Source organism: Saccharopolyspora tripterygii (assembly GCF_054778355.1).
The window spans coordinates 99,601-116,625 of the sequence record NZ_BAAGZP010000036.1; the positions used below are offsets into that span (position 1 = coordinate 99,601).

Annotated in this window: 15 protein-coding genes; 5 read left to right on the plus strand and 10 right to left on the minus strand. The window is 69.1% G+C overall.

The annotated features are described in order from the left end of the window. Positions 1 to 58: 58 nt before the first annotated feature. The 4 genes from ACYVF3_RS25540 to ACYVF3_RS25555 form a co-directional block, all read right to left on the minus strand. Positions 59 to 520, minus strand: a complete 462-nt coding sequence (locus tag ACYVF3_RS25540; RefSeq protein WP_461156781.1) for a nuclear transport factor 2 family protein — start codon at positions 518 to 520, stop codon at positions 59 to 61. A 94-nt stretch (positions 521 to 614) separates the two neighbouring features. Further along, a complete protein-coding gene (locus tag ACYVF3_RS25545; protein ID WP_461156782.1) occupies positions 615 to 1,031 on the minus strand; it encodes a peptidase inhibitor family I36 protein in 417 nt (138 codons plus the stop codon). Between the two features lie 435 nt (positions 1,032 to 1,466). Further along, positions 1,467 to 2,759, minus strand: coding sequence for an aspartate aminotransferase family protein (locus ACYVF3_RS25550; RefSeq protein WP_461156783.1), 1,293 nt, complete (start codon positions 2,757 to 2,759; stop codon positions 1,467 to 1,469). A 69-nt stretch (positions 2,760 to 2,828) separates the two neighbouring features. Continuing rightward, positions 2,829 to 3,605 carry a FadR/GntR family transcriptional regulator gene (locus ACYVF3_RS25555; RefSeq protein ID WP_461156784.1) on the minus strand — a complete coding sequence of 259 codons (777 nt, stop codon included), beginning with the start codon at positions 3,603 to 3,605 and terminating at the stop codon, positions 2,829 to 2,831. A 119-nt stretch (positions 3,606 to 3,724) separates the two neighbouring features. Here ACYVF3_RS25555 and ACYVF3_RS25560 point away from each other — a divergent pair, with 119 nt between their 5' ends. After that, the gene (locus ACYVF3_RS25560) at positions 3,725 to 5,377 is read left to right on the plus strand and encodes an L-lactate permease (protein WP_461156785.1); all 1,653 of its coding nucleotides are present in this window, start codon (positions 3,725 to 3,727) and stop codon (positions 5,375 to 5,377) included. Positions 5,378 to 5,424: 47 nt separating this feature from the next. Here ACYVF3_RS25560 and ACYVF3_RS25565 read toward each other — a convergent pair whose 3' ends face one another. After that, on the minus strand, positions 5,425 to 6,519 hold the full coding sequence (locus tag ACYVF3_RS25565; RefSeq protein ID WP_461156786.1) for a tryptophan dimethylallyltransferase family protein: 1,095 nt from the start codon (positions 6,517 to 6,519) through the stop codon (positions 5,425 to 5,427). 225 nt (positions 6,520 to 6,744) lie between these two features. Here ACYVF3_RS25565 and ACYVF3_RS25570 point away from each other — a divergent pair, with 225 nt between their 5' ends. Further along, complete coding sequence (locus tag ACYVF3_RS25570) at positions 6,745 to 8,133, plus strand: flavin-containing monooxygenase (RefSeq protein ID WP_461156787.1); 1,389 nt, start codon at positions 6,745 to 6,747, stop codon at positions 8,131 to 8,133. Here the strand turns inward: ACYVF3_RS25570 and ACYVF3_RS25575 are convergent. From ACYVF3_RS25575 to ACYVF3_RS25590, 4 genes are read right to left on the minus strand one after another with little or no spacing between them, the layout of a single operon-like run. Next, a complete protein-coding gene (locus ACYVF3_RS25575; protein ID WP_246110222.1) occupies positions 8,087 to 8,680 on the minus strand; it encodes a GTP-binding protein in 594 nt (197 codons plus the stop codon). The genes ACYVF3_RS25570 and ACYVF3_RS25575 overlap by 47 nt on opposite strands. Then, the gene (locus ACYVF3_RS25580) at positions 8,664 to 9,038 is read right to left on the minus strand and encodes a DUF742 domain-containing protein (protein WP_461156788.1); all 375 of its coding nucleotides are present in this window, start codon (positions 9,036 to 9,038) and stop codon (positions 8,664 to 8,666) included. Before ACYVF3_RS25580 ends, ACYVF3_RS25575 begins: the two co-directional genes overlap by 17 nt. A gap of 3 nt (positions 9,039 to 9,041) precedes the next feature. Then, positions 9,042 to 9,461, minus strand: coding sequence for a roadblock/LC7 domain-containing protein (locus ACYVF3_RS25585; RefSeq protein ID WP_461156789.1), 420 nt, complete (start codon positions 9,459 to 9,461; stop codon positions 9,042 to 9,044). Positions 9,462 to 9,466: 5 nt separating this feature from the next. Beyond that, a complete protein-coding gene (locus ACYVF3_RS25590) occupies positions 9,467 to 11,743 on the minus strand; it encodes an ATP-binding protein (protein ID WP_461156790.1) in 2,277 nt (758 codons plus the stop codon). A gap of 451 nt (positions 11,744 to 12,194) precedes the next feature. Between ACYVF3_RS25590 and ACYVF3_RS25595 the strand changes: the two genes are divergently transcribed. The 3 genes from ACYVF3_RS25595 (at position 12,195) to ACYVF3_RS25605 (ending at position 15,743) form a co-directional block, all read left to right on the plus strand. After that, complete coding sequence (locus ACYVF3_RS25595; RefSeq protein WP_461156791.1) at positions 12,195 to 14,432, plus strand: GH92 family glycosyl hydrolase; 2,238 nt, start codon at positions 12,195 to 12,197, stop codon at positions 14,430 to 14,432. Between the two features lie 162 nt (positions 14,433 to 14,594). After that, the gene (locus tag ACYVF3_RS25600; protein WP_461156792.1) at positions 14,595 to 15,485 is read left to right on the plus strand and encodes an alpha/beta hydrolase; all 891 of its coding nucleotides are present in this window, start codon (positions 14,595 to 14,597) and stop codon (positions 15,483 to 15,485) included. A gap of 60 nt (positions 15,486 to 15,545) precedes the next feature. Further along, entirely contained in the window at positions 15,546 to 15,743 is a 198-nt protein-coding gene (locus ACYVF3_RS25605; protein ID WP_461156793.1) for a DUF2795 domain-containing protein, read from the plus strand. A gap of 10 nt (positions 15,744 to 15,753) precedes the next feature. Here ACYVF3_RS25605 and ACYVF3_RS25610 read toward each other — a convergent pair whose 3' ends face one another. Continuing rightward, positions 15,754 to 16,926, minus strand: coding sequence for a PP2C family protein-serine/threonine phosphatase (locus ACYVF3_RS25610; RefSeq protein ID WP_461156794.1), 1,173 nt, complete (start codon positions 16,924 to 16,926; stop codon positions 15,754 to 15,756). Positions 16,927 to 17,025: the final 99 nt, after the last annotated feature.

The window sequence follows — 17,025 nt, forward strand, 5'->3', positions numbered from 1 at the left end:
GAACTCGCTCACCGGCGCCATCCTGCCACGCCGCGGTCAGAGGGCGGCGGCGCGTGCGCTAGCGCAGCGGGATGTCGCTCCCCCGCTCCGCCTCCGGGCGCGGACCGCGGATGCGCCGGTCGGTCTCGTCGATCGCGACGTCGTTGATGCTGGCCTCGCGTCGGCGCATCAAACCGCGCTCGTCGAACTCCCAGAGCTCGTTGCCGTAGCTGCGCCACCACTGCCCGGAGGCGTCCCGGCACTCGTACTGGAAGCGGACGGCGATGCGGTTCTCCCAGAACGCCCAGAGGCTCTTGCGCAGCGCGTAGTCGAGCTCGCGCTGCCACTTGCGGGTCAGGAACGCGACGATCTCCTCCCGGCCGTCGACGAACACGTCCCGGTTCCTCCACTGCGAGTCCGGCGTGTAGGCCGAGGCCACTCGCTGCGGATCGCGCGTGTTCCAGGCGTCTTCCGCCGCCTGGACCTTCTGCAGCGCGGTCTCGTGGGTGAACGGCGGGAAGGGCGGGCGATCCTCGGGCACTGCGACCTCCGTTGTCGGGCTGGGCGCCGCTCGCGCGGCGAGAGGCGTCCTGCGGTGAACGACCGCTGGACGCCTCTCCTACCACATCAGCCGATCACAGGCAGTCGGAGTCCTGGGTGTCGATCTCGTCGATCCGGTTGTCCCAGCTCCCGCCGGCTTCGTGCGGGTAGTCGACGAACTTGCCCAGGTCCTCCTGGTGGTAGAGGACGTCCCGGAAGCTCGACAAGGTCGTCCAGTCGCTGATCACCACGCAGTGATCGGTGTTGTTCTCGTACGAGGAAGCCTTGTTCCGGGCCCACTCGGGCAGGACGTACGGCCCCTGCTTGACGTCCACGCTGATCATCGGCGCGGTCCAGTTCGCGTCGTCGTAGAGGCAGAACGAGCCCTCCGGGCAGCCCGCCTTGGCACCGGCGGCCGAAGCGGGCTCGGCCGCAGCCATCGACGAGCTCGCCGCCGTCGACATGACGACCAGCCCGAGCGCCCCCAGCGCCGTCCGGACGGATGTTCGCATCGATTTGCTCTCCTTCGCGTTGATCGGGTTCGCGCCACTGCGGGCCCACCCGGCACCCGAGGCGATTCCGCCCGGGTGCCTCGAATTTCCCCCAGCAACAACCTCTTCCAGCGAGCGATCAAGATCGTCGCTCGTCTTCTCAGGGTGGAACGCCGATTCCGATCTTCGCGAGCACCGGAGCGGAACGGCACACGATCAGCCCAAGCTTGATCGACTTAAGTTGTCCGCGAACGTTCAACAACCACAACGATCCGACACTTGCGCCCAGCGCGATCCGAGGGCACTTCCGCGAGGCGGGTGCGGATCGCAGCGAGCGGCCGGTCCCGGTTTTAGTCCAAACCGAGCGGACATTTCGGGCATTGATCATGCTCAGTTATGACTAAAACTGGGACTCGGCCGGGAAATCCTTCTACTGGGTGATGGGTGGAGAGGCTCTTACTTGGTTCGGGTCACGTGGGTCAGGGCTTCGTCGAGGATGGCGATGCCTCGGTCGATCTCGGCTTCGGTGGCGGTGAGCGGAGGCGCGATCCGGAACGTCCCGCCCATGCCGGGGAGCTGGACGATGTTCATGTGCAGCCCGAGTTCGGTGCACCGCTGGGTCACGGCGGCGCCCAGCTTGTCGACGTCGCCGCCGTCCGGACCCGTGGTGAGCTCCAGGCCGACGAGCAGTCCCCGCCCCCTGACGTCGCCGATCACCGGGTGCTCCCCGGCCAGCTCGCGGAGACCGCCGGTCAACCGCTCCCCGAGCTCACCGGCGCGCACGTCGAGGCGGTCGCGGGCGAGGACGTCCAGGACGGTGTTGCCGACCGCCGCCGGCAGCGGGTCGTTGACGTGCGTGGTGAAGAACAGGAACCCGCGATCGTGCGCCTGCTGCTCGATCTCGGCGCTGGTGAGCACCGCGGCCAGCGGCAGTCCCGCACCGAGCGTCTTGGACAGCGTGAGGATGTCGGGCACGACGCCGTCGCGCTCGAACGCGTACCAGCTGCCCGTGCGGCACAGGCCGGTCTGGGCCTCGTCGAGGATCAGCAGCATGCCGCGCTCGTGGCACTTGTCGCGCAGCGCCGCCAGGTAGCCCTCGGGCAGGTCGACGACGCCGCCGGAGCTCAGGATCGGCTCGACGATGCAGGCCGCGAGGCTGCCGACGGACTGCGCGTCGATCAGGTCGAAGCCCAGGTCGAGCTGGCGTCGCCAGTCGAGCTCGCCGCTGGCGTCGACGAGGTCGGGGTGGAAGGCGTCGGGCACGGGCAGCGCGAAGTTGCCGGGCGCCGCCGGGCCGTAGCCGACGCGTCCCGCGCTGTAGGTGGCGTTGGAGGCGGCCTGGGTCATGCCGTGCCAGGAGCGGGCGAAGGAGATGATCTCGTGCTTGCCGGTCACCAGCTTGGCCATCCGCAGCGCCGCCTCGTTCGACTCGGCACCGGTGGTCAGGAACATCGCCTTGTCCAGCGGCTCCGGCAGGGTCTCGGTGAGGCGACGGGCGAGATCGATGACCGGGCGGCTCAGCATCCCGCTGTAGAGGTGGTCCAGGCGAGCGGTCTGCTCCCGCACGGTCTCGACGATCTCCGGGTGCGAGTGCCCGAGGATCGCGCTCATCTGCCCGGAGGTGAAGTCGAGCAGTTCGCGCCCGTCCTCGGTGAACACCGAGGAGCCTTCCGCGCGCGCGATGATCTCGGGGCTGAAGGCGCCGCGTCCGGAGTAGCGAATCAGGTCACGTGTGGCGAGGTCGTCCATGCGGCAGAAAGTACGGAGCGCCGCACCACCCCGTCCAGAGCCCGTACGGGGGCTCGGCGAGGGCGCGCTCTACCGCGGCTCGGCCGCGAAGCCACCGCCCCACCCGTCGCGGTAGAAGCCACGGATGTGCTTCTCGGTGCGCTCCTGGGCCGCGGCGCCGTCGCCCGCCGCCAGCGCCCGGTAGATCGCGTGGTGATCCTTCCGGAGCCCTTCGGCGATGGGCGCCCATCCGTCGCCGAGCTCGTGGAACGCCGTGAGCAGCGGCCGCCGCATGGATTCGCGGATCGCGATGGTCATGTCGGCGACCAGGCGGTTGCCGCCCGCTTCGGCGATCGCGACGTGGAACTCGGTGTCGAGCTCGTTGAACCGCTCCCGATCGCACTCCGGGTCGTCCATGGCCGCGAGCAGTTCGCGCAGGCCCGCGAGCTCGGCCCGGGTCGCTCGTTCGGAGGCGTTCCAGGCGCTCTCGCGCTCCAGCATCACGCGGGCGTCCACGACGTGCTGGACGGGGAAGTTGGCCAGCGCCACGTGCAGCCGCAGCAGTCGGTTGAGCGCCTTGCTCGGGGTCGCGGCCACCGTCGTACCGGCATCCGGCCCGGTGCCGACCGACATCCGCAGCACTCCCTGGGCCTCCAGCGCGCGGAAGGCTTCGCGGACCGCCCCGCGGCTCACGCCGAGCATCTGCGCTAGGTCGCGCTCGGCGGGAAGCCGGTCACCGACCTGGAGCTGACCGGTCACGATCTGCTCCTCGACCCGCTCGATGACGAGTTCGTAGGTCCTCGCGCGCGACACCGGGCGCCACGATCCGCCTTCGTTCAGGTCCTCGCCGCCATCGACCCCGGCCAATTCGGTGCCCCTCTCAAGCCTTTACAGCCCGTTCCGAGGACCTTAGGGTACATCCACCTTATGGTCGGACCACATAAAGGTCGACATGGCGTTTCGTGACTCAGAGAGGTGTCGCGCCTGTGTACCAACCGGATCCAGCGCCCCTTGGCGGCAATCTGGCGTTCTCGGCCCTGCTGTCGGCCCTCCCCCTCCTCACGGTGTTCGTGCTGCTGGGCGCGCTCCGGGTGAAGGCGCACTGGGCGGCACTGTCCGGACTGGCGGTCGCCCTGGGCGTGGCGGTGCTCGCCTACGGCATGCCGGTGGGCATGGCCCTGTCGTCAGCGGGGGAAGGTGCCGCGTTCGGCCTGCTGCCGATCATGTGGATCGTGTTCACCGCGATCTGGCTCTACCAGCTCACGGTGACCGCCGGGCGCTTCGAGGACCTGCGGACGTGCTTCGGCGTGATCTCTCCCGACCCGCGGATCCAGGCCGTGGTCATCGCGTTCTGCTTCGGGGGCCTGCTGGAGGCGCTGGCCGGGTTCGGCGCGCCGGTGGCGATCACCGGGATGATGTTGGTCGCGGTCGGCTTCGCCCCGTTGCGCGCCGCCGTCACCGTGCTGCTCGCCAACACCGCACCGGTCGCCTTCGGCGCCCTGGGCACCCCGATCATCACCGCGGGCGAGCTGACCGGGATCCCCTACGAGCACATCGGCGCCGTGGTCGGCAGGCAGACGCCGCTGCTCGCGTTCGCCGTGCCGTTCCTGCTCGCGCTCATCGTCGACGGACGCCGCGGACTGCGCGACATCTGGCCGGCCGCCCTGGTCACCGGGGCCGGGTTCGCCGTGGCCCAGTACGTCTGCGCGAACCACCTCTCGGTGCAGCTGACCGACATCGTGTCCTCACTCGCGGGAGCCGTCGCGCTGGTGATCCTCCTCCGGTTCTGGACGCCCTCGGGTGGCGAGGCCGCGACCGAACGCCTGCGCGCCGCGCAGCCCGAGTCGCCGCACCGCACGGGTGCGGCTCCCGCCGCCGAGCAGCGGGTCACCCCCGCGCGAACCGCGCTGGCCCTGTTCCCCTACGCGCTGGTCGTGGCCGTCTTCTCGGTGGTCAAGCTGTGGGGACCGCTGGGCGACGCCCTCGATGCCACCGACGTGGAGATCCCCTGGCCCGGCCTGCACGGGCAACTGCTGACCTCCGCCGGCGAGCCCGCCGACACCGCGGTGTTCGACCTGGACTGGTTGTCCTCGCCGGGAAGTCTGCTGCTGCTCTGCGGTTTCGGCGTCGCGGCCGTGTACCGGATCCCGCTGCGATCGGTGCTGTCGGACCTGGTCTCCACGGCGAAGTCCCTGCGGTGGTCGGCGGTCGCGGTGGTCGGCGTCCTGGCGCTGGCCTACGTGATGAACCAGTCGGGGCAGACGACCACCATCGGAACCGCCATCGCCAGCGCGGGCGCGCTGTTCATCTTCCTGTCACCGGTGCTGGGGTGGATCGGTGTCGCGGTGACCGGATCGGACACCAGCGCCAACGCGCTGTTCGCGGGATTGCAGCAAGTGGCCGCGCAGAAGGTAGGCGTCGATCCGGCGCTGCTGGTCGCCGCCAACACCTCGGGCGGGGTGATGGGCAAGATGGTGAGCCCGCAGAACCTCACGATCGCCGCCAGCGCGGTCGGACTCCTCGGCCAGGAAGCGACCCTGCTGCGCACGACGCTGAAGTGGAGCCTGGGACTGCTGCTGGTCCTCTGCGTCCTGGTCTACCTCCAAGCCACCGTCCTGTCCTGGATGCTTCCGGGCTAGACAGAACGCGGGGGAGGCGGCGTCGGCCCCCTCCCCCGCGTCACGCCTCAGGCCTCCGCTGGCCGGTCGTAGACCGAGAACCGCAGGTACACACCCAGATCCGCCGGTTCACCCGGAGTCGTGGTGCGGTACGCGACGAGGTCCTGCAGCCCTGTCATCCTGGCCGCCTCCCTCGGCGCGAGGGCGTTGATCAGGGATCGGTAGGGCCCCGGGTCGACGCCCTCCTGCCGCATGAGGCCGGAGATCCGCCCGGCGGCGTCCTCATCGGACTGCACGTTGGCCGGTAATCGGAAGTACAGGTTGGCCTCCTCCGGTCCGCTCGATCCTTGCCGAAAAGCCAGGCAGACCAAGGGCTCCTCCCCTTCCGCCTTGTCCTGTCCGTGATAGAGCGACCGCCACACGCGCTCGGCCCGATCGGAATCGTGCCCGCTCGCCAGGGAGGCGACCACGTTCACGTCCTCCCAAGCGCGACTGCTGATGCGGAAGTAGACCTTGACGCGCGCACGATTCGAATCCATCAAGTCGAGCGCGACGAATTCGACATCAATTCCCCGGTCCATCAATTCCGGCATCCACATTCGAACCGAGGACCACGGAGCGCCGAGCCCGAGACGTTCCATCGCCTCAGTCGACCTCTCCACGACTCCCGATTGATCGACGGTTTCCACCTGCGGATTGAAATAGGCCTTGTACCGAACGGATTCTCCTGGCCGCCACGCGAGCGAATGCCAGATGGTGGGACGGTTCACGAGCGGATCGTCGCTGATGAAGAGGTCTTCCACGCAGCGGTAGCGGTGCAGGTCCACGCCCTTCCGGCCGTCCAGCCGATCGGAGAGGGCGCGGCCAGCCCGCTGGCAGCCGGCCGGAGTGGGCTCGTCATCGAGGGATTCGAACAGGACGCGGAGCTCCGGACGACCCGCCCGCCAGCTGATGGACATCTCGGCCGGAAAACCGTCCGCTGAAACAAAAGAGGGAACCTCAGGGCAAGAGCCGATCGGGTGATCACCCCACGGACTCAAGGCAACGCTGAGTTCTGTGACGAGGGTCTCCACTTCGGAACGGGAGAACCCGAGATGCTCGGCGGCGGTTCGGTACTGGCTGGTCAGGAACTGTGTGAATGAGACGCCTTGCGCGGGGAACACACCCCACCGGCGAACGGACGACGCTACCGCTCTTGAACTTTGCACTACCCCGACCTTCCGCATCGCGGTTACGCTTGATCGCGGCACGGCGCCTGTCAGCAACGTCTACACGATCTCATCCTTCCGACGAATTGGGAATGGTCTGCACGCGGAGAGGGCTCGATGGGCACTGTGGACAGTCATGGAAAAGCCACATCTGACCAGGTTGATCACCGTGATGTGTGCGTGATCGGGGCAGGAATATCCGGACTCGCGATGATGCGCTCGCTCAAGCGGCGTGGCGTCGAGTTCGTCGCCCTGGAACGCGACAGCGACGTGGGCGGGGTGTGGAACTTCGGCCAGTCCAGCTCGCGGGACGCACATCCGGCCTACGGCTCCCTGCACCTCAACACGTCCAGCAAGGTCACCGGGTTCACGGGATTCCCCTTCCCCGAGGGCTTCCCGCGGTACCCGCGGCACGACCAGGTCGCCTCCTACCTGCGGCGCTTCGCCGACGAGCACAACCTGACCGGGCACATCGAGTTCGGCACCCACGTCCACCGAGTGGAACCCGCGCCCGGCGGCGGCTGGTTGGTCACCAGCGGTGACGGACGGGAATCCCAGCAGACGCGGCACTTCCGGAACGTCGTCCTGGCCTCGGGATATCACTCCGTGCCACGACTTCCCGAGCCGGCCTTCACCGGGTCGGAGCTGTTCGGCGGCAGGCAGCTCCACTCCGTCGATTACGCGGACCCGGAGCCGTTCCGCGACAAGGCGGTCGCGGTGGTGGGATTCGGGAACTCGGCCTGCGACATCGCCACCGAGCTCTCCCGCGTGGCGTCCCGCACCGTCCTGTCGGTCCGGCGCGGCGCGCACGTGGTGCCGAAAACCCTGATGGGGATGCCGATCGACGAGATCTCCGCGAGCCGCTGGTGGTCGTTCCTCCCCTTCAAGGTGCAGCGCAAGCTCATCGAGGTGCTGCTGCACCTCTCGCGCGGGCGGATCACCGACTACGGCCTGCCGGAACCCGACCACCGGGTGATGGAAGCCCCCATCACCATCTCCGACGAACTGCTGAGCCGGCTCTCGCACGGTGAGATCACGGTCCGGCCGGGCATCCGGGAGTTCACCGCGGAGGGCATCGCGTTCAGCGACGGCAGCGAGGAGGAGCTCGACGCCGTCGTCCTGTGCACCGGCTACGACATGTCACTGCCGCTGCCCGACGACATCGCCTTCGACCAGGACGGCAGGCTCTCGCTGTACCAGCGGGTCGTGCCGCCTGGCCACAACGGGCTCTACCTGGCCGGGTTCCTGCGCCCGGTGGGCGCTTTGACCCGTCTCGCCGAGCTGCAGGCGGAGTGGATCGGCGACCTGGTCACCGGCGAGGCGCACCTCCCGGCGCAGGGCGAGATGAACGCCGAGGTGCGCGACCACCTCGCCCGGACCACGGGGCGTTACGACGCGCACCGCCCGGAGGACGATCTCCACGTCGACGTGCCGAGCTACGTCCGGGCGCTCAAGCAGGAGCACCGGCGGGGCCGGAACCGCCCGGCCGATGCGGCGTCGCCGGCCCGCCAGGGCAACCGGCTCACTGACCTGCGCCGACCGCCTGCTGAGTGGCCATCAGCGTCATGACGTGCTCCAGCAGCCTCGCCAGCACGTCCTTGACGTCGCCCCGCTCCCGCGCGTCGAAGTTCACCACCGGCACCTTCGCGGTGTCGATCTGCAGGGCGTTGGCGATGTCCTCGGCCTCGTAGCGCCTCGTGCCGTCGAACTCGTTGACCGCGACGACGTAGGGGATGTTGCGGTCCTCGTAGAAGTCCAGGCTGGAGAAGCAGTCGTCGAGGCGGCGCGTGTCGGCCACGACCACGGCGCCGAACGCGCCGTGGGTGTGGTCGTCCCACACCGACCAGAAGCGGGACTGGCCGGGCATTCCGAACAGGAACAGCGGAGTGCCGTTGCTCAGGTTGATGCGGCCGAAGTCGATGCTGACGGTCGTGGTCGTCTTCTCCGGCACACCGGTGAGGGCGTCCACGGTGGCGCTGGCGTCCGTGATCGGCTCGTCGGTCAGCCGCACGTACCGGTCCGGATCAGCCACGCTCTTGATCAGCGTCGTTTTGCCGCAACCGTAACCACCGGCGATGACGAGCTTGACCGGCGGCCGCTCAAAGCTGTTTAACACTGTCCAGAACCCCCTGTAGGTATTCCAGTGTTGCATCGGAAACGGTCTCGTCCGGTGCGCTCTCGCCGTCGAGGCTGAGGACGCCCCGGCGGAGCAGCGCACCCACGAGGGCGCGTGCGGTCAGTACCGGCGTCCCCAGGCTTCCGGCCACTTCGGCTATGGCCACGGGGTTCTTCGCCAGCTCCAGCGCGGCGCTGTCGCTCATCGACAGGTCTCGGTATCCCCCGCCGCCGGGGTTCGCGACCACCTGGGTCGCCAGGTCCAGGTCCAGGTCGGATTTCTCCGGGGCGCCGGCGACGACGAACGGCCGGACACCCGCTCCCGGGTCTTCCGCGTGGGCGTTCTGCTGGTCCGACATCGGTTACGGCCTCGTCCCGGTCAGCGTGCCGGAGCCGCCGCGCCCCTCGGTCACGAGGTGCTCCCCGACCTGAGCCAGCAGCCGGTCGAGCTCGACGTTGACGATCAGCGGGTCCGCGGTGGTGTTGACCACCACGGTGATCCCGGAGCGCTCGGCGGCCAGCGCCAGGATCACGAACCGGTCGGTGCCCTCGATGACCGTCTTGCTCAGCTCACCGCCCCCGCCGATCACGTTGACCCTCTTGGACGAGCTGAACGCCGAGGCGGACATCGCGGCGAGATCTTCCGCCTGGTCCTTCGACACGCCTTCGGAGGCACCCCTGGGGAAACCGTCCGAGGACCACAACACGACGCAGTCCACGTCGGCGACGCGCTGCGCGAAATCCGTCAGCACCCAGCTCAAGTCGTCCCGGCTATCGCTCACTGTGTTCACCCCTCACCTGTGCCGCTACCGTGGTTCTGGCGTCCGGAGACGAAGCCCATGGCTCCGCCACCGCCCGCGTTGCGCCGGGTCCCGGCGTCCTCATCGGCAGCACCGGCACCCTGCGCCTTCTTCTCCTCGTCGAGCGCTCGGCCGACCGCCGAAGCACCCTTGCGCCGCACCGGGAGCCCGACGGGAGAGGTCTCCAACGGCTGCTGCTCGGCCGGTTCGGCCCGCGGCCTCCTCGGTTCCGGGCGGGCCGGCGCCCGGGTCTCCACCGGGTCGGCGAGCAGCGCCGTGCCACCCGACAGCGTTCCCCGGGCACTCGAAATCGGTGCGGGAGCGGGCTTTCCGACCTCCGCTTCGCGCACCAGGTCGGCGGGGATGGTCACCTCCGCGCGGATTCCGCCGGACTCGCCCGCTGTCAGCCTGACCTGGATGCTCCACTGCTGGGTGATCCTGGCGACCACCGGGAGACCGAGCTGCATGTGGCGCTGCACGTTGCCGAGCGCGAAGTCGCTGTCGGTGCTCAGGATCTCGTTCGCCTCGCCGAGCCGGTCCGCAGGCATGCCCAGCCCGCGGTCCTCGATGACCACCACGAGTGATCCGCCGAGCTCCTCGGTCCAGACCCGGGCCTTGCCCTGCGGGGAGCTGTAGTTGGCGGCGTTGTCCATCAGCTCCGCGAGCACGCGGATCAGGTACGGAGCGGCCTGACCGTCGACGGCCACCGCACCCGGCTGGCGGGTGTGGATCCGGCCGTAGTGCTCGATCTCGGCTCGCGCCGATTCGAGGATGACCTCCATCGACGTCGGACCGCGGTGGTACCGGGCGAGGCGGTTGCCGGAGAGCAGCCGCAGGTTCTCCGCGAGCCGGCGGGCGCGCAGCAGGAGGCTGTCGAGGACCAGCAGCGCGCGGTACCGGGGTGCGGCCTCGCCGGCTTCGCGCTCCTCGGTGTCGACGATCTGCATGGCGTTCTGCACGATCTGCTGCACCCGGGCGGCCATGCCGACCACGACGCGGGTGAACGCATCGCCCGTCTGCTTCTGCTTGATCCGCTCCTGCACCGCGACCTGGTACGCGTCGGCGAAAGCGTCGGCCACGTCGCCGATCTCGTCCTTGCCGAAGTCCAGCGAGCGCAGCGGCGCGGAGACGTCGACCTCTTCTCCCCGCTCCACCTTCCGGAAGAGCTCGGGAACGTCCTCGTCGGCGACCTTGCGGACGGCGTCGCGCAGCTCGACCAGTCGTTGCGGCACGAGAGCGACGAGCTGGCGCCCGGCGAACCACCACATCAGCAGAGCGGCACCGGCGGTGGCGATCAGCACCAGGCCGGCGAACAGCGTGGTTCGCAGCAGAGCGGCACTGCCGTTGGCCATGCCGAGGTCCGAGCCGTAGCGGGCCTGGGCCACGGCGAGCTCGGTGATCTGCCCGCCGACCTCGTCGCTGATCTGGTGCCACTGCTGCGTGGTCACGCCCTGCGCCTGACCGCGCGTGATCAGCTGCTGCTCGACGGCCTGCAGCTGCGCCCAGCTCGGGGAGCGGGTCAGCTCCTCGTAGCGCTGCTGGACCTGCGGCGCCGAGTGCGGGATCTGCTCTTCGAGCTCGTCGCGGTAGGAACCGACGAGCATCGCGAACTCGACCTGCTCGTCCGGCAGCATCCGGGCTTCCACGCCGCGGTCGGCCAGCACCGAGGTCCGCGCCATCTGGTCGCCCGAGCGGAAGATCTCGGTCGCGGTGACCCCGGCGTGCCCTGCCGGGGCGTCCTCGACCGCGCGGGCCTGACCGTCGAACAGGTCGGCACCGGCGTCCAGGACCTCGTTGTAGTGCTGGAGGGTCGCGGTCTTGCGCCCCGGGTCCAAGGGGAACGTGGGCCGGGAGCCCGAGACCTCGCCGATCAGGGTGTTGACCCTGTCGATCTTGACCTTGAGGTCCGGGGGCGTCGCGGAGTTGCCGGACAGCTCGGTCAACCTGCCCGACAGCTCACCGATGGTCTGGTCGGTGGCGGCGTAGCGCTTGCCGAGGGCTTCGGGAGCGGCATCGCCTGCGAAGGCGCGGGCGACGAGCTGGCGTTCGGACTGCACGGCGGTGAAGGTCCGCACCGCCGGGATCGAGGTGTCCTGCACGGTGGAGGCGACGGTGCGCACGATGAGCCCGTCGATGAAGGCCGGTGCGAAGCCGGCGAGCACGACCACGAAGAACAGCACGACGATGGTGACCAGAATGTTCCTGATCCTGCGCCGGAGGCTCGTCCTGTCCGGCTCGCGCGTTCTGCTCTTGGTTAACTTCACGTCGACCGCGCTCCTTCGGTTGTGCTCAGGCGAGACAGGCCCCGGCCCCCCGGGAAGCCTTGACGCGGAATGTGCGGAGCACCAGCCCCGCTGGGAGCCCACGACATTGGGCAACTCCGACCGAAGTGAGCAACCGTGCACCCGCTGCCCGTTCGATGATCATCCGCGCTTGGCCGGGACAGTACCAGCACGGTTCGCACCGATGATCACCTATCCGGAATGACTTCCTCCTCAGGTGAAGATGAACGGCAGAACCCGATTTCGGTTACATTCGTCTTTCGATCACCGCACAGATCTTCCGCAAAGCGCCTCGGCCCGACCCGCATTCACGGGGAACGGATTCACCCGGGCATGTCCGGTTGTCATTTTCGCCCGATATTGCGGGGTCTCAGCCCCCTCGCTACGTTGAGAGATCCTGGTCTAGACAACGTTGTCAATCGGGAGGTCTCCATTGCGACGCCTGCACGACGTCAAGACGGTTCGACGCTCCACCGCCCCCAGACGGCTCGCCGCACTGGCCATCGCGGCCGCGACAGCGCTGGCCATCCCCTCCGCCGCCACTCCCCGCGCCGACGCGGCACCGAAGGTCGACGATCCGGCGCAACACGTCAACCCGTTCGTCGGCACCAAACCCGGTGGCCCGGACTTCGGACACGGCGGAGGGGCGGGCAACACCTTCCCCGGCGCGGTGGCGCCGTTCGGGATGATGCAGTTCAGCCCGGACACCGCCACCTACCAGCACGGCGGCTACTCCTACGACGACAACCGCATACGCGGGTTCAGCCTCACCCACCTCTCCGGTGCCGGCTGCGGGGACTTCGGCAACATCCCGTTCATGCCCGTGCTCGGTGACGCACCGGTGAGCGACTACTCGTTCTCGCACGACAACGAGTCGGCCTCGCCCGGTTCCTACGACGTCACCTTCGACAACGGGTTGCGCACGGAGCTGACGGCCACGCAGCGCTCCGGGCTCGCACGGTTCACCTATCCGCAGGGCCAGCAGGCCGCCCTGTCAGTGGACGCCGGGAAGGCGTTCAACGACGCGAGCGGTTCGGTGACCGTCGGGACCAACACCCTCAGCGGCCACAGCGACAGCGGAGGATTCTGCGGCGCCGACAACTCCTACCGCGTCTACTTCCACGCGACCTTCGACCGCGACTTCGCCTCCCACGAGGTCAACGGCGGGCAGGCGCTGGTCAAGTTCGACACCGCTGCGCCTGCGGTGGTGGCGCGCGTCGGGATCTCCTTCGTCAGCGAGGAGAACGCCAGGGCCAACGCCGAATCAGAGCAGGGCGCAAGGGGTTTCGACGAGATCCGGGACGGATCCCGTGCGTCGTGGAACGACGTGCTCGGACGCATCGACGTGGGCGGCGGCAGCGACGAGGACCGGCGGCGGTTCTACACCGGCCTCTACCACTCCCTGCTGCACCCCAACGTCTTCAGCGACGTCAACGGGCAGTACACCGGGTTCGACGGCCAGGTGCACACCGCCGCCGAGGGCCATGCCCAGTACGCCAACTACTCCGGCTGGGACGTCTACCGATCGCAGCTGCCGCTGGTGGCGTTGATCGCACCCGACGTCGCCTCCGACATCGCGCAGTCCGCGGTCAACCAGTCCGCGCAGGGCGGTTACTTCGACCGCTGGACGGTGGCCAACGGGGGCACCGGGGTGATGGTCGGCGATCCGCTGCCGATCATGGTCGCCAGCGCTCATGCCTTCGGCGCCACCGATTTCGACACCGAGGCGGCGCTGCGCGAGATGCGAGAAGGGGCCACCAACACCGACGAACGACCGGGCCACGAGGAGTACGACTCGCTGGGCTACGTCCCGCCGGGCGTGCAGGACGTGTGGGGTTCGGCGGCGACCTCGCTGGAGTACAACAGCGCCGACTTCGCGATAGCGCAGTTCGCCGCGCGCCTCGGCGACACCGCCGTGCACGACGAGTTCCTGAACCGGGCGCAGAACTTCAAGAACCTGTTCAACCCGGCCAACTCCTACCTCCAGCCGCGCAACGCCGACGGCTCCTGGCCGACGTTCGACCCGGTGCAGACCGAGGAGTACACCGAGGGCAACGGCGCCCAGTACACCTGGATGGTCCCGTTCAACCACCGGGCGCTGTTCGACCTGATGGGCGGCAACGAGGCCGCGACCGCCCGGCTGGACGAGTTCTTCACCGAGCTCAACGGCGGCCCGGACCAGCCCTACGCCTACCTGGGCAACGAGCCGTCGCTGAACACGCCGTGGGCCTACGCCTACGCGGGCAGACCGGACAAGACCCAGGACGTGGTCCGGCGGGCGCTGACCTCGTTGTTCAAGTCCACACCGGACGGTGAGGTCGGCAACGACGACCTCGGGCAGATGTCGTCCTGGTCGGTGTGGGCTTCGATCGGCATGTACCCGCAGGCTCCGGGACGCTCGGAGCTGGTGCTGGCCAGCCCGATCTTCTCCTCGGTGACCATCTATCGCGGCAACGGCACGACCATCGCCATCAACGCCCCGGACGCCTCGGAGAGCGCCAAGTACGTCCGGGCCCTCCAGGTCGACGGCACCGACAGCACCAAGCCGTGGGTGGGTGAGGACTTCGTCGCGGCGGGCGGCGTACTCGACTTCACCCTGAGCGACCAGCCCGACCCCGCGTGGGGGAGCTCGCCGCAGGACGCGCCGCCGTCCTACGACGTGCCGGGCTGACCCGGAACCGGTCGGCGCCGCGCCGGTGCGGTGCCGACCGTTCTCCCCCGTGGAACGTTCCGTCTCAAGTGGACTTCGATCGTCCCGCGCGAGGTGTGAACCGCAGTCCTCGTGGGCACCCGCGGAGTGATGGGCGGGTGCCCACGAGAGGAGGTTCCCGGCGTGGTGAGCTGGCAGGCGCGGTTGGTGATCGCGCAGTACTGGATCACGCGGCGCAAGCGGATCTTCGCCGATCCCGCGAAGTTGCGCGCGAGCGCGGAGAGCCACGAGGCCGAGGGCGTTCAGGTGCCGGGCTGGATCTACCGGCGTTTCCACGTCGAAGAGTCAGACGTGCTCGGGCACCGCTGCTTCACCCTGCACCCGCACGAACCGGAGAACTCCCAGCACATCCTGTACCTGCACGGCGGCGCCTACGTGCACCAGGTCGAGCACGCGCACTGGAGGTTCCTGGCCCGGCTCATCGACGCGACCGGGTCGGTGGTCGCGGTCCCGATCTACCCGCTGGCACCGGCGCACACCTACGAGGACACGCTGGCGGTGGTCTGGCATACCTACCAGCAGGTCCTCGGCGAGCTACCGCCTCAGGACCAGATCATCATGGGTGATTCGGCCGGGGGCGGGCTGACGCTCTTCCTGGCGCAACGGCTCGCGGGCCTGGGTCGGCCGCAGCCGAGGCGGCTGGTGCTGTTCGCGCCCTGGCTCGACCTCACGACGTCGCACCCCGCCATCGCGGAGCGGGAGTCGCAGGACCCGTTCCTGAGCGCGCCCGGCCTGCGCGAGGCCGCGCGCCTCTACGCGCCCGGGATCGACCTGCGCGACCCCCGGGTCAGCCCGCTGTTCGGCGAGCTGAGAGGTGTGGCGCCGATCAGCGTGTTCACCGGCACCCGCGACGTGCTGCTGGCCGACTCGCGACGGCTGCGCGAGCGGATTCGGGAAACCGGCGCCGACATCGACTACGAGGAGTACCCCGGGATGTTCCACGGCTGGATGCTGCAGTCGCTGCCCGAGGCCCAGCACGCGACGAACCAGGTTTCCGCCCTCGTGGGTGATTGAGCCCGCCCCGTCCGGGGAAACCGGCGTGAAGCCCCCGACATGTCGAAGAGGTGATCGGTGATGACCCAACCACCAGATCCCGACCACGTGCAGCCGTTCCTCCGGGAGGTGCCCTACCCGGTGAGCAAGCAGGAACTCGTCCACCTCGCCGAGGAACGGGGTGCCGACAGCGAAGTGCTGCTGGCCGTGCGCATCGTTCCGGATCGCACCTACGAGAACCAGCAGGAGCTCAACGAAGAAGTGGCGCTGGGCAGCTAGGAACCCGTGCTCAGCCGCACCTGCTGAGCACGAGGAGGGTGACGTCGTCACCGGGCGAGGCCGAGGTGATGAGCTGTTCCATCACGGAGGTGCAGACCGAGCGGGCCGGCGCGCGCTCGATCGCCTCGCACAGCGCGTCCAGGCCGGTGTCGATCGGTTGGTCGCGCCGCTCGACGAGCCCGTCGGTGAACAGGCACAGGACCGATCCCTCGGGCAGGTCGAGGGTGGTGCAGCGACGTTCCCGCGAGGAGACCTCCACGCCGACGGGCGGGTCGACCGGCACCTTGGTCAACTCGCCGCTGGCTGTCGGCGCGGCCAGCACCGGAGGCAGGTGACCGGCGAGCGAGATCTCCAGCCTGGCGTTCTCCGGGTCGTAGATCCCGTAGGCCACGGAGGCCATGGCGTCGGGCTCGAAGTGGGTGACCTTGCGGTCGAGCTTGTGCAGCACCCGAGCGGGATCGTCGTCGTCGAGGGCGTAGGCGCGCAGGGCGCTGCGCAACCGCCCCATCACCACGGCCGCCAGCAGGCCGCGTCCGACGACATCGCCCATCACGACGCCCACCCGCCCGGAAGGCAGCTCGAACACGTCGTACCAGTCACCGCCGATGCCGTGGTCGGCACCTGCGAGGTAGCGACTATCGATCGAAACGCCCTCGACCTCCGGTAACCGACTCGGCAGCAGGCTGTGCTGCAAGACCGTGGCGGCGATCCGCTCGGCGCGCGAGGAACCCACCTGCGAGACCGAGGCCATCCGGTCGGCGGCGACGCGCAGCAGCTCCGCGTCGTCCTCGCCGAAGCGGCGATCGTCGAACGCGCCCACGCAGAGGATCCCCACCGCTTCCCCACCGGAGACCATGGGAGCGCCTGCCAGGGAGCGAATCCCCTTCCGCTGCGCGAAGCCGCTGACGGCCTCGTCGTCCCGGTCGAACACCACAGCGCCGTCAGCACCCAGCACGGCGCTGGCGAAGCCGCCGCTGACCGGGACGCGGAGACCGCGCTGGACCTCGTCCTCGATGCCGACAGATCCGGTGGCGATCAGCTCCTCCTCGCCCGGATCGAGCATCAGCACGGCTGCGATGTCGGTGCCCAGGACGTCCCTGACCCGAGCTAGAACCTCGCCCAGCAGGTCGTGGACGTCGAGATGCGCGAGCGAGGTGTCCGTCACCAGTTCGATGCGTCGCAAACGCTCCTCGGCGGAACACTCCGCAGAAGGATGCATGACCTCACCCTAACCGCCACGCCCAGGCGCGTGCTTTGCCAGGAAACGACGCGGGGGCCATCA

Coding starts and splice junctions, on each gene's coding strand:
- ACYVF3_RS25545 (WP_461156782.1), bottom strand. CDS start 1,031: ATGCGAACATCCGTCCGGACGGCGCTGGGGGCGCTCGGGCTGGTCGTC.
- ACYVF3_RS25550 (WP_461156783.1), bottom strand. CDS start 2,759: ATGGACGACCTCGCCACACGTGACCTGATTCGCTACTCCGGACGCGGC.
- ACYVF3_RS25580 (WP_461156788.1), bottom strand. CDS start 9,038: ATGTCGGACCAGCAGAACGCCCACGCGGAAGACCCGGGAGCGGGTGTC.
- ACYVF3_RS25605 (WP_461156793.1), top strand. CDS start 15,546: ATGACCCAACCACCAGATCCCGACCACGTGCAGCCGTTCCTCCGGGAG.